Here is an 11,575-nt window from a genome sequence, read left to right on the forward strand (position 1 = left end):
CGTCTTTCAAGTGCTGCCCTCAAGAAGCCATGTCCAGGTGACAGGCCCGGAATTTCAGCAATTTGTAAGAAATTTATAACAAATTCAGGTTGATTGTGCGGTGCAAAAATTTATAGAATCTCTCTTCCACATTGCAGCCCACTGATGGCTGCGGAGAAGTCCTTGAGCAGTCATCAAACTGAGCAAAATCCGAAAGTACTCGCGTTCGCTGCCCTCGGTGTCGTGTACGGCGACATTGGCACCAGCCCGCTGTACACAATGAAAGAAGCCTTCGCGCCCGAGCACGGGTTGGCGCTCAATCACGACAACATCCTGGGTATCGTATCGCTCATATTCTGGGGCTTGATGCTGGTTGTCACGCTAAAGTATGTTCTGCTCGTCACGCGCGCCAACAACGGTGGCGAAGGGGGCATCATGGCGCTGCTCGCGCTGGCGCTGTCGCCTTTCAAACCCCGATCCCGCATACGCTACGCGCTTACCGTCATCGGCCTGATCGGCACTGCTCTGTTTTTTGGCGATGGCATCATCACGCCATCCATTTCGGTGCTCAGCGCCATGGAGGGGTTGAGCGTTGCCACGCCTGCCTTCACGCAATACGTCGTTCCGCTTACCGTCACCATTCTGATCGCGCTGTACGCCTTCCAGCGCAAAGGCACCGCTTATATTGGCAGATGGTTCGGCCCGATCATGCTGCTGTGGTTCTCCGCCCTCGCCATCATGGGGCTGATCAATATCTTTCATCATCCGGTCATTCTGCACGCGCTAAACCCCTTTTACGCCCTGCGCTTCATGGTGGATGCGGGCTGGCTGGCCTTTGTGGCGCTAGGCGCCATCGTACTTGCCCTGACCGGCGCAGAAGCCCTGTACGCGGATATGGGGCATTTCGGCGCAAAGCCCATACGCATGGCCTGGCTCTGTGTGGTGTTTCCGGCGCTGAGCATCAATTATCTTGGGCAAGGCGCCGTACTGCTGGGCGATCCCGCCACCCTTGCCAACCCCTTCTTCCATCAACTGGGCAACTGGAGCGTGTATCCACTCGTGGCGCTGGCCACCATGGCCACCATCATCGCGTCGCAGGCCACCATCTCGGGCACCTTCTCTATCGTGCAGCAAGCCATTGCGCTGGGCTACCTGCCCAGGCTCAAAGTGCGCTACACCTCCGATCGGCAGATGGGGCAGATCTACATTCCGTTCATCAACTGGCTGCAGTTGCTGCTGGTCGTGCTGGTGGTCATCGGCTTTGGCTCTTCGGGCAATCTTGCGTCCGCTTATGGTATCGCGGTGACCACCACCATGCTGGCCACCACCTTCCTGACCTTTTTCGTCATCCGCTACAAGTGGAACCTGCCTCTGCTGATATGCGTCGCCGCAACCGCCATCTTCATGGTGATCGACATTGCCCTTCTGAGCGCCAATTTGCTCAAGGTCGCCAGTGGCGGCTGGTTCCCCTTGCTGCTAGGCGCATTGATCATGGTGCTGATGCTGACCTGGCGCACGGGTCGCAGGCTGGTCGCCGACAACCTTGAACGGCACAGGATTCCGCTCGATGAATTCCTGGCATCGCTGTTCAGCCACGATCAGATGACGCGTGTGCCCGGCACCGCCATTTTCTTCAGATCCGAAGGCGACGGCGTACCCCACGCCCTGCTTCACAATCTTTCGCACAACAAGATATTGCACGAGCGCACGATTTTCCTGACCGTCCACAATGCCGATGTGCCCTATATCGATTCATCGCAACGGGTTGCCGTGACCGACCTGGGCCATGGCTGCTATCAAATGGGCATGTACTTTGGCTTTCAGGAAGAGCGTGATATTCCGCGCGCATTGGCTTTGTGCAAACCTCTTGGCCTTGAGTTCGAAATGCTGGATACGTCCTTCTTCATTGCGCGCCAGACCGTCATCGCGGCGATGGGAGGAGGCATGGCGCACTGGCGTCAGGTGCTGTATGCCACCCTGGCCCGCAATGCGCGTTCGGCATCAGATTACTTTCGCCTGCCCAGCAATCGCGTCATCGAACTGGGCGCGCAGGTCGAAATCTAGCCCTGTCGCACTTCCAGCGCGGCCAGCAATCGGCTCAACTGCTGGTCCAGCAACTCGAGGTCTTCTCGATCGCAGACAGCAAGAATGCGCTGCTCGTTCTGCACATGGGTTTCAACCGCCCTGTCTATCAGCTCGCGCCCCGATGCCGTCAAACGCACCAACAGGCTGCGCGCATCATCGGCGCTGGGCAAACGCTCGATAAGCCCGCGTGCTTCCAGCCGCTGCAATCTGTGCGTCATGGTGCCCGAGGTGACCATCAATGCGGCAAACAGCGCTGTGGGGGCGAGGCAAAAAGGTTCGCCGGAGCGCCTCAGTGTGGCCAGCACGTCGAACTCGCCCCGTATCAATCCATATTGGGCAAAAACCGTGTCCAGCCTGCCCTGCACCATGACAGACAAGCGCTTGATACGGCCTATCACGCCCATCGCGAATACATCCAGGTCAGGCCGCTCGCGGCGCCACTGTTCCAGTATGGCGCTGACGGCATCTGCCTGGCGACCATCAGCCGCTGTTTGGCGGCCAGCTTCCGGCTTTTGTTTCATTCACCACTCCTTTGTGGACACAGACCAGCGAGCACACGCTTGGTGACTGGCGCCATTATGACGGAGATAAATATATCTTGATATCAAGACATATTGGCGGTAGACTTCATTTTATCTTGATATCAAGATAATTAATATTTCAACTGAGATTCATCTCAATACGCTTGTGAGCGTTTCGCCATGGATACTTTGCTTACCGCGCTTGCCCCGGCCATCTGGGGATCAACCTATATCGTTACGTCGGAATTGTTGCCGCCTGACCGGCCTTTTACCGCCGCGCTTTTTCGGGTACTGCCAGCGGGGCTGATTCTGCTTTGCGTGCTTCGCGTCGCGCCACAACGCCAGGACTGGCTGCGCCTGTTGGCGCTGTCCGCGCTGAATATCGGCGGCTTCCAGGCGCTGCTGTTCATGGCCGCCTACCGGCTTCCAGGCGGGCTGGCCGCTGTCGTCGGCGCGCTGCAACCTCTGGTTGTGATGCTGCTGGCCTGGAGCGTGGAACGCCAGCGGCCCGCCAAACTGGCATTGGCGGCGGGCATACTGGGCGTGCCCGGCATGGCAGCGCTCCTGTTCTCACCTTCGATGGTATGGGATACAACAGGCGTGATTGCCGCGGCTGCAGGCGCGGCCTCCATGGCCACCGGCACGTATTACACGCGGCGATGGCGCACGTCCCTGCCGGTGTTCGCCCTGACAGGCTGGCAACTGCTGCTTGGCGGCCTCATGCTTGCCCCTTTCGCACTGCTGGCAGATCCCCCATTGCCTCAGCTCAGCGGTCTGCAGATCAGCGCCTATGCCTATCTTTCTCTGGCTGGCGCACTGCTGTCCTATGCCTTATGGTTCCGCGGCCTCAAACGCTTGTCGCCTGTCGCGGTTTCCTCGCTGGGCCTGATCAGTCCGCTCACCGCCGTTGCCTTGGGCTGGCTTTTGCTTGGCCAGTCCATGAACAGCCTTTCGATGGCGGGATTGGTAGTCGTGCTGGCCAGCGTATTCACCGTGCAATGGGCTTGCGCACCGAAGCCCGCGCATACCATCTCATCTCAACATACTTGAATTCAGGAGCCCCATCATGGAGAGCACGATCAGAACGCTTATCGAATCTCGCGTTTCCCTCAACTACTATGATCCCGACAGACCGGTCAGCGAAGCACAGATCAAAGAGCTGGTCAGGCTCGCCACCCTGGCCCCCTCTGCCTACAACCTGCAGAACTGGAAATTCATCGTTGTCCAGTCGGCTGAAGCAAAACAACGCCTCAAGACGGTCGCCTATGGCCAGCAGAAGGTCGAAACTGCGCCGGTTACCTTTATTGTCTGCGGCCTGCTCGAGGCGCACCGCCAGTTGCCGCTTGCGTTGCGACCCGCCGTCGACGCGGGGATCATTGCCCCGTCGGTCTCTGATGCCTGGGTCGCTGCGGCCGCCCGTTCGCACGACGGCAATCCCGTCCTGCAACGGGATGAAGCATTCCGATCGGCATCATTGGCCGCCATGACGCTGATACTGGCGGCGGAAGGCATGGGGCTGGGTTCGGGCTCGATGAGCGGGTTCGATCCCCTTGCGCTGTCTGGTGCGTTCGGTCTGTCTGAGGCCGAGGTACCCGTCATGTTGATCACGGTCGGCTATCCCGCTGCAGGGAACTGGCCGCAGAAGCCGCGCCGTCCCGCTCAGGATGTCATGCAGTACGTCTAGCCTTGCGCCGGTAAGGCCGCGTTGACACGGTGTATATTGGCCCTTACAAACCGCGACCTTTTCCATGACGCTAGAACTCTTTCCCTTTGGCGACGCGGGCGAACGCACCGCGCTCGGGCGCCACGCTTTCCTGCTGCACGGATTCGCGCTGCCGTACGAGGCGCGTTTGCTGCCGGCCATAGACCATATCCAAACCGAGGCGCCTTTCCATCATCTTGTGACGCCTGGCGGACATGTCATGTCTGTGGCATTGAGCAATTGCGGTCGCCTGGGATGGACGTCCGACGAGCAGGGGTACTGCTATACCGAAATCAACCCGCACACCGGGCGCCCGTGGCCATCCATGCCTGACGTCTTTCGCGAGTTGGCGGCAAACGCAGCAGCGACCGCGGGTTTCGATGGCTTTGCCCCCGACGCCTGCCTGGTCAATCAATACCTGCCCGGCGCCCGGCTCACTTTGCATCAAGACAAGAACGAACGTGACTTGAGCGCGCCCATCGTGTCTGTGTCGTTGGGCATGTCCGCCGTCTTTCTGTTTGGGGGGTTGGAGCGCAGTGACAAAACCGTGCGGGTGCCGCTCAAGCATGGTGATGTTGTCGTCTGGGGCGGTGAGGACCGCATGCGTTATCACGGCGTCATGCCAGTACAGGATGCACCGCATCCGCTGCTGGGCAGCCAGCGCATCAACTTTACCTTTCGCAAGGTGATCTAACGACAAATTCACCCCTGATCAGGTTATCGTAAAGAAAAAAGTGCATAGACAGGCAGGCGCAAGAAACGTGATGCCTGTCCCGCCCGGGCGTCCTACAGTACAGGTATCGACATTGGAGGACCCGCCATGGCACACCCCGCCCCCGTATACTTGCAGTCAAACATCATGTCCACTTTATCCTACGCCGACGACGATGCCCGCTGGCAGGCCATGCAGGCACGCGATCCCGAAGCCGACAATGCCTTCGTCTACGCCGTGCGCACCACGGGCATCTATGGCCGCCCCAGTTGCTGTGTACGCCTGCCCAAGCGTGAGAACGTGGAGTTCTTTCCCGATGAGGCCGCCGCGCAAGCCGCGGGCTATCGTCCCAGCCACCGGCTGGGCATAGATCGATCCGCCAGCGCAATCCGCCGCGGCGCACTGGTGGCCCTGGCTTGCCGCCTGATAGAAACCTCGGACACGCCGCCGTCACTGGACGAGTTGGCCAGACAGGCCGGCATGAGCTCTTTTCATTTCCATCGCCTCTTCAAGGCTGAAACTGGCCTGACGCCAAAGTCCTATGGAGACGCGCAACGCGCCCGCAAACTGCGCGGCAGCCTGGCAGATGCGCCCAGCGTCACTCAGGCGGTCTACGATGCCGGCTTTAATTCCAGCAGTCGCTTTTACGAACACTCCAGCAAGCTGCTGGGCATGCCCCCTGGGCGTTACCGTTCCGGTGGCGAGCAAACGCAGATACGGTTTGCCGTGGCGCAATGTTCTCTGGGTGCGCTGCTGGTGGCGCAAAGCGAGCGCGGCGTGTGCGCCATCACGCTGGGCGACGACCCCGACGAGCTGGTCCGCAAGCTGCAGGATCAATTTCCCAAGGCTGAACTGCTCGGTGGCGACGCAGCCTTCGAGCAACTGGTCGCCCAGGTTGTCGGGTTTATCGAAACGCCTGCCCTGGGGCTGAACCTGCCGCTGGACATTCGCGGCACAGCTTTCCAGGAAAGAGTCTGGCGCGCGCTGTGCGAGATTCCGGCCGGCACCACGGTAACCTACAGCGAGCTGGCGCAGCGCATCGGATCCCCTGCTGCGGTGCGCGCCGTGGCCAGCGCCTGCGCCGCCAACCGTATTGCGGTGGCCATACCTTGCCACCGCGTGATACGCCGCGACGGGGATTTAACCGGCTACCGCTGGGGCATAGACCGCAAGAAGCAATTGCTGCAGCGTGAGTCACAGCAGCGCGAAGAAGGCTAAGGTCTTTCGCGCGCGGACAGCCCCGACACTGCGCGTCCGATGCCACCGGATCAGGCCAGCATGCCATAATCATGGCCATGGGCGGACGGCGCCCGCCCCATCCGGCACCGCCCGTCCATGGCCATTCGCTTTTTCGCCTCGGGATTTGACATGCGCCTGCGCCACATAGAACTGATAGATGCCATCCTGCGCACCGGTTCACTTACCCAGGCAGCCGCGCTGCTGCATATTTCTCAGCCTGCCGCCAGCAAGGTGCTCGCCCACGCCGAGACGCACCTGGGATACGCGCTCTTCGTGCGGGTCAAGGGGCGCCTGCATCCTACGCCTGAACTTGAAGCGCTCACCCCGCATATTGCCCGCGTCAAACAGGACATGACGGCTGTCCGGCGCCTGGCGGACAACCTCAAGCTGCATCCACAAGGCCATCTGCGCATAGGGTGCGCACCGGCACTGGGGCTGGGGCTCTTGCCACAAACCGTCCATGCGACCCGGACGCACCGGCCGGGCATCGTGTTTGATATCCATACCTATCACAGCGCCGAACTGGTCGAACACCTACAAGTACGCGAGCTTGACCTGGCCATCACTTTTGACGCCGCGGAACACCCGGGTCTGGAGCGCACTGTCATCGGACACACGGAACTGGTCTTTCTCGGCCCCGCGCCAACACAATCCGACGCTGATCCGCACGACACGGCGTCAACACCCATACGCCTCCAAGACCTGCCCGCCCAGGACCTGATTGTGCTCGACATGCACGATCACACCGGCGCCCTGCTCGAAGCCGCCATGGCCGACGCTGGCCAGACACTGCAAGCAAGAATACAGGTTCAAACACACTATGTTGCCTGCGCCCTCGCGCTGGCAGGATGCGGCTGCACCGTGGTCGATGCCCTGACAGCGCGCAGCATGCTGCGCGCCGGCATGATGCTGCGGCCCTTGTCACCGGCCATACGTGTACCCATCAGCGTGCTGGCTCACGGCTCAGTGGCCCGGCGAGACATCGAAACCTTCTTTATTGAGCAGCTGCAGTATCACTGCCACGTACTGTCCAGCCAGGGCTACCCCACCCACACTGCCTCTTGACGCCTCGCGTGCCTGCGGCTGCCGGTTATTCAGAAAGCAGGCTGCCGGCCTGGTTCATGCCCATATCCAATTGGAATACATGCCCTCGCGATAGCTATTAGCCAGCGCCGCCCCTCCATGCCAGAATCGTTCTTGTTACTTTCTGAGCACTGGAATCATGCACGTATGCATCATCGGCGCAGGCGTCATTGGCACGACAACCGCCTGGCAATTTGCCCGCCAGGGCGCCCGCGTTACCTTGCTGGACGCCAGCGCCGGTGCTGGTCTGGGCACAAGCCTGGCCAATGGCGGACAGCTCAGCTACAGCTATGTTGCGCCACTGGCCGACCCAGGCGTCTTTCCTCATTTACCCAAATGGCTGCTGGACGGCGGATCCCCGCTGCGCTTTCGACCGGCGCTTGATCCCCAGCAATGGCGCTGGTGCCTTCGGTTTCTGCGCGCCTGCAGGGCTGAGACTGTCCGTGAAACGACTGCGGCAATGCTCACGCTCTCGTATCTCAGTCGCGACACCTTGCACCAATGGATGGCAGACACACCTGTCGACTTCCATCACCAAACCAATGGCAAACTGATCGCTTACCGAAGCGCCGCACTGCTGGACAAGGCTCGCAAGCTCGTTGCCTATCAGGCCAGCCAGGGTTCGCAGCAAGTCATACTCAGCAGACAGCAATGCACAGATCTGGAGCCCGCACTGGATGGACTGGGCGACCGGCTGGCGGGCGCCATCTATACCCCCGGTGAAGAAGTCGGCGACTGCCATTTATTCACCCAAGGCCTGTTCAACGCCCTTGAACAGCAGAGCGGGGCCAGCTTGCGCATGAACGCCCGCGTGGCGCGGCTGCGCCGCGAGCACGGCCGCATCATCGCTGCTGAACTGGATAATGGCGAAGCCATTCAGGCAGACCAATTCGTGCTGGCGGCCGGACTGCACAGCCGCCAACTGCTGCGCAGCCTGGGCGACGACGCCATGCTGTACGGCTTGAGAGGCTATAGCCTGAGCGTCCCGCTGAGCAGCCCATCCGCCAACGCCCCACCGCCGAAGGCGCCTTCCATCAGCATTACGGATTATGAACGCCGCATCGTGTATGCGCCTATCGGCGATGTACTGCGCATTGCGGCCATGGTCGACATGGGCGGACGCGGCCCGGCCATCAACCAGCGACGCATTGCGTTACTCAAGCAGCAGGTGAACGATACGTTTCCCGGGCTGCCATTGCAGCAGGCCGGCGTGTGGGCAGGGGAACGGCCCGCCACCCCCGAAGGCAAGCCCATCATTGGCCGCAGCAAAGCCGCCGATAATCTCTGGCTGAACATCGGGCATGGCGCACTCGGCTTCACGCTTTCGTGCGGCAGCGCCGTGCTGCTTGAATCCATGGTGTCGGGACGGAGCAGTCCCATTGCGCCGGCGCCCTTCGCACCGCACTAGCCCAAAACCGACGACGCATTGCGGCGCGTGAGCGCCCCGCCAGTTACCTTACCTGCTGTTTGCCCAGCTTACGGGCCAGCGTGCGCCGATGCATGCCCAGACGCCGGGCCGCTTCGGAGATGTTGAAGTCCGTGGAGACCAGCATCTCGTGGATGCGCTCCCACTCCAATGTCTTGATCGAGGCCTGGCGCTTGGCTAACTGAACATCCGTGTTGCCCTGCGTAAGTTGGAACGCGCGTTCTATGTCGTCGGTATTGGATGGCTTGGCCAGGTAATGGCAGGCCCCAAGCTTGATGGCTTCTACTGCCGTAGCGATGCTGGCAAACCCTGTGAGCACCACGATCAGCATGTCCGGATCGTGCTCATGCAGTTCCTGCACGCAAACCAGGCCAGACGCTTCGCCCTGCAGCTTGAGATCGACCACCGCAAACCCTGGCGTCTGCTCTTCCAACAGGGCCCGCATACCCTCAACACTGCTGGCACTGATGACGCGATAGCCGCGCCGCTCGAAGGAGCGCACCATCGTCCTGGATAGCGCGGCGTCATCCTCGATCACCAGCAGCAGACGCTCTACCCCTGCCGATTTGCGGGCGCCAGCCGCACCTTTTCCGGGGCTGTCCGCCGCAGGCATCTGAGCATCATGAACGTCATTCTTAGGATTGGTTTCCTCGGATTCAGACATCATTGCGTGTTTCCTCACGGGTGAGCGCGGACAAGGGCAGGCGAATCGTGACGCAGGCACCGCCCGACGGCAGATTGCTGGCCACAAGACTACCTCCAAGGGTACGCGCAACATTGAGAGAAAGGAATAGCCCCAGGCCACCACCCGGACGACCTTTGCTGGACTGATAAGGCTTGCCCAACCGTTGCAGCATGGTGGGCGTGAAGCCGGGCCCCACGTCAGTGATCGACAGGACCAGGTTTTCTTGCTCTCGCGTGACTTCAAGACGCTGGCCACGCGGTGAAGCCTCCAACGCATTATCCAGCACGTTGCAGATCATCTGCTTGAGCGCCAAATCTGAAATGATGCGGACATCGCCCGCAAAATAGTTTTCGTACATCATACGCGACGCCTGACGCGAGCTGCGCCACTGCGTTACCAGCGTATCCAGAAACACGCGCACCGAAATTTCTACCAGCGCCTCGCCGCGCGCTTCGCCAGCCGACATCAGAATGCCACTGACAATCGCCTTGCAGCGTTTTACCTGAGCCTGCATTTCCTGAACTTCTTGCGCCAACTCGGGATTGTCGCGAAACGGCTCGATATGCGCCCAATCGCCCAGGATGATATCCAGCGTAGCCAAGGGGGTGCCCAGCTCGTGCGCCGCGCCGGACGCCAGCAGGCCCATGCGCACAATGTGCTCTTCTTCGACAGCGCGCTGGCGCATCGTCGCCAGCCGCGCATCGCGCGAGCGCAGATTATGCGTGATGCGCGTAATGAATATCACAAGCAAAATGGCGTTCAGCACAAAGCAGATCAGCATTCCCAGCACAAAAGGGCTGGCAAGCCCTTCGTGTGGATTGATGGGAATATGCAAAGCACGGCTGACCAGGCCAAGTCCGGCAAACGCACAGGCTGTCAACAGCACCACGATCCACGTGGAAAGCGGCTTGAGCAGCACCGCCGCCAAGGCAACCTGCAGCAGAAAAAGAAAAATAAACGGGTTGGTAGTGCCCCCGCTCAGGTATAGCTGAAAGGTGAGTGCGATGACATCAACCAGCAGCACCAGGAATAGTTCGGTCTGGCGTACCGCAGCCGGGATTCTGAGACGCAGCAAACTGCACAGGTTGAACAGGATCAACCCGGCAACCACTGTCAGCATGTAGGTTAGTGGCAGCGGGATGTCGAAGCTTACCTGGGTAATGAGAATGGTGATGACCTGGCCCAGCACGGCAATCCAGCGCAACTGGATGAGTTGCCGAAGATTCTGCCGGCCAGTGCCATCATCGCTGGATGTGCTTTCGTCGATGTCGATGTCGATACCGGATGCGATCACATCAGCGGTTTTTGTGTTCATGATTTACCCCAGGACAACGCCGTTGAAGGTATTCGAGGCGGCCGACAAATACCGCCGCGCCGGCAACCATCAGCGCCAGCACATACCAGGTTATTGCGTAGACCAGATGATTGTCGCGAAACGACACAACCGTCAGGCCCGGTACCGGCCAGACAGTTGGCATTGCACTGGTCGGCCCCGGCGCAAGCGTGCCGGGCGGCGCAGACTGATCCACAAAAAATGGCGCGGTGGGCGCGAGCCCATGCAATGCAGCGATCGCCTGCACGTCGCGCGAATACCACCGCCCTTCGGAAGGCTTATTGTGCCGCAGAAACGCTCCACCCGGTTCGGGGAGCCTCAACAGGCCGGTAATGTTCACCTCACCTTGCGGCGCCGGCTGACCGCGCGATGCCGGATCCCGATGCGCGGGTGAGACAAACCCGCGATTGACCAGCACGTAGCTGCCGTCGACCTGCTTCAGGGGCGTGAGCACCCAGAATCCTGCGCCCAATTCGGTGCTGGCCTGCACCAAGGTTTCGTCCTGGTGCAAAAACGTGCCATGGAGTGTGACCTTGCGATATTCATCTTGCGCGACACTCACGGCGGGCCAATGAGCCTGGTCGGGCACCGGCACCGCAGGCGCATGAGTGCGCTGCGTCACGCGGGCGATCAGTTCGTGCTTCCAGGCCAGCCGCCTGAGCTGCCAATTGCCCAGCGCAATAAATCCGCTAAAAGCCACCGCGGCCAATACCGCCCAGATAAGCAAGACGCCCCCACGACGGGGATGAAACCGCGTCGTCGGGGGCGTGGAAGAAGCTTCAGGCAAAGAGTGCGGCATCAACCTGGCCA

The 11,575-nt window shown here is 60.5% G+C and carries 11 protein-coding genes; 7 read left to right on the forward strand and 4 right to left on the reverse strand.

All coding sequences use genetic code 11. The features are described from left to right. Positions 1 to 144: 144 nt before the first annotated feature. Positions 145 to 2,043 (forward strand): potassium transporter Kup, encoded by a 1,899-nt coding sequence (locus tag ERE07_RS06055; RefSeq protein ID WP_130007923.1) that lies wholly within the window; start codon positions 145 to 147, stop codon positions 2,041 to 2,043. On the opposite strand, the gene ERE07_RS06060 is transcribed toward ERE07_RS06055, so the two are convergent. Further along, positions 2,040 to 2,585 carry a MarR family winged helix-turn-helix transcriptional regulator gene (locus ERE07_RS06060; protein ID WP_130007924.1) on the reverse strand — a complete coding sequence of 182 codons (546 nt, stop codon included), beginning with the start codon at positions 2,583 to 2,585 and terminating at the stop codon, positions 2,040 to 2,042. The two genes, ERE07_RS06055 and ERE07_RS06060, sit on opposite strands and share 4 nt — an antisense overlap. A gap of 180 nt (positions 2,586 to 2,765) precedes the next feature. Here ERE07_RS06060 and ERE07_RS06065 point away from each other — a divergent pair, with 180 nt between their 5' ends. From ERE07_RS06065 to ERE07_RS06090, 6 genes are all read left to right on the forward strand, one after another. Next, positions 2,766 to 3,635: an EamA family transporter gene (locus ERE07_RS06065; RefSeq protein WP_130007925.1), complete on the forward strand. Its 870-nt coding sequence runs from the start codon at positions 2,766 to 2,768 to the stop codon at positions 3,633 to 3,635. Positions 3,636 to 3,651: 16 nt separating this feature from the next. Next, positions 3,652 to 4,269 (forward strand): nitroreductase family protein, encoded by a 618-nt coding sequence (locus ERE07_RS06070; RefSeq protein ID WP_130007926.1) that lies wholly within the window; start codon positions 3,652 to 3,654, stop codon positions 4,267 to 4,269. Between the two features lie 64 nt (positions 4,270 to 4,333). Further along, entirely contained in the window at positions 4,334 to 4,981 is a 648-nt protein-coding gene (alkB, locus tag ERE07_RS06075) for a DNA oxidative demethylase AlkB (RefSeq protein WP_130007927.1), read from the forward strand. A 165-nt stretch (positions 4,982 to 5,146) separates the two neighbouring features. Next, complete coding sequence (ada, locus tag ERE07_RS06080) at positions 5,147 to 6,217, forward strand: bifunctional DNA-binding transcriptional regulator/O6-methylguanine-DNA methyltransferase Ada (RefSeq protein ID WP_130007928.1); 1,071 nt, start codon at positions 5,147 to 5,149, stop codon at positions 6,215 to 6,217. A 150-nt stretch (positions 6,218 to 6,367) separates the two neighbouring features. Then, entirely contained in the window at positions 6,368 to 7,303 is a 936-nt protein-coding gene (locus tag ERE07_RS06085) for a LysR family transcriptional regulator (protein ID WP_130008294.1), read from the forward strand. A gap of 157 nt (positions 7,304 to 7,460) precedes the next feature. After that, positions 7,461 to 8,729, forward strand: coding sequence for a D-amino acid dehydrogenase (locus tag ERE07_RS06090; protein WP_130007929.1), 1,269 nt, complete (start codon positions 7,461 to 7,463; stop codon positions 8,727 to 8,729). Positions 8,730 to 8,772: 43 nt separating this feature from the next. Here ERE07_RS06090 and ERE07_RS06095 read toward each other — a convergent pair whose 3' ends face one another. Genes ERE07_RS06095 through ERE07_RS06105 form a run of 3 tightly spaced genes read right to left on the reverse strand, consistent with a single transcriptional unit; the run spans position 8,773 to position 11,564 of the window. Next, positions 8,773 to 9,360: a response regulator transcription factor gene (locus ERE07_RS06095; RefSeq protein WP_130008295.1), complete on the reverse strand. Its 588-nt coding sequence runs from the start codon at positions 9,358 to 9,360 to the stop codon at positions 8,773 to 8,775. 43 nt (positions 9,361 to 9,403) lie between these two features. Next, positions 9,404 to 10,747 (reverse strand): ATP-binding protein, encoded by a 1,344-nt coding sequence (locus ERE07_RS06100; RefSeq protein WP_130007930.1) that lies wholly within the window; start codon positions 10,745 to 10,747, stop codon positions 9,404 to 9,406. Continuing rightward, a complete protein-coding gene (locus ERE07_RS06105) occupies positions 10,728 to 11,564 on the reverse strand; it encodes an SURF1 family protein (RefSeq protein ID WP_130007931.1) in 837 nt (278 codons plus the stop codon). Before ERE07_RS06105 ends, ERE07_RS06100 begins: the two co-directional genes overlap by 20 nt. Positions 11,565 to 11,575 lie beyond the last annotated feature (11 nt).

The organism is Allopusillimonas ginsengisoli (genome assembly GCF_004153455.1).
GTDB lineage: Bacteria > Pseudomonadota > Gammaproteobacteria > Burkholderiales > Burkholderiaceae_B > Allopusillimonas > Allopusillimonas ginsengisoli.

Bases quoted from the DNA above. Each gene is read 5' to 3' on its own strand.
- ERE07_RS06055 (WP_130007923.1), top strand. From the start codon at position 145: ATGGCTGCGGAGAAGTCCTTGAGCAGTCATCAAACTGAGCAAAATCCG.
- ERE07_RS06060 (WP_130007924.1), bottom strand. From the start codon at position 2,585: ATGAAACAAAAGCCGGAAGCTGGCCGCCAAACAGCGGCTGATGGTCGC.
- ERE07_RS06065 (WP_130007925.1), top strand. From the start codon at position 2,766: ATGGATACTTTGCTTACCGCGCTTGCCCCGGCCATCTGGGGATCAACC.
- ERE07_RS06070 (WP_130007926.1), top strand. From the start codon at position 3,652: ATGGAGAGCACGATCAGAACGCTTATCGAATCTCGCGTTTCCCTCAAC.
- alkB (WP_130007927.1), top strand. From the start codon at position 4,334: ATGACGCTAGAACTCTTTCCCTTTGGCGACGCGGGCGAACGCACCGCG.
- ada (WP_130007928.1), top strand. From the start codon at position 5,147: ATGTCCACTTTATCCTACGCCGACGACGATGCCCGCTGGCAGGCCATG.
- ERE07_RS06085 (WP_130008294.1), top strand. From the start codon at position 6,368: ATGCGCCTGCGCCACATAGAACTGATAGATGCCATCCTGCGCACCGGT.
- ERE07_RS06090 (WP_130007929.1), top strand. From the start codon at position 7,461: ATGCACGTATGCATCATCGGCGCAGGCGTCATTGGCACGACAACCGCC.
- ERE07_RS06095 (WP_130008295.1), bottom strand. From the start codon at position 9,360: ATGCCTGCGGCGGACAGCCCCGGAAAAGGTGCGGCTGGCGCCCGCAAA.
- ERE07_RS06100 (WP_130007930.1), bottom strand. From the start codon at position 10,747: ATGAACACAAAAACCGCTGATGTGATCGCATCCGGTATCGACATCGAC.
- ERE07_RS06105 (WP_130007931.1), bottom strand. From the start codon at position 11,564: ATGCCGCACTCTTTGCCTGAAGCTTCTTCCACGCCCCCGACGACGCGG.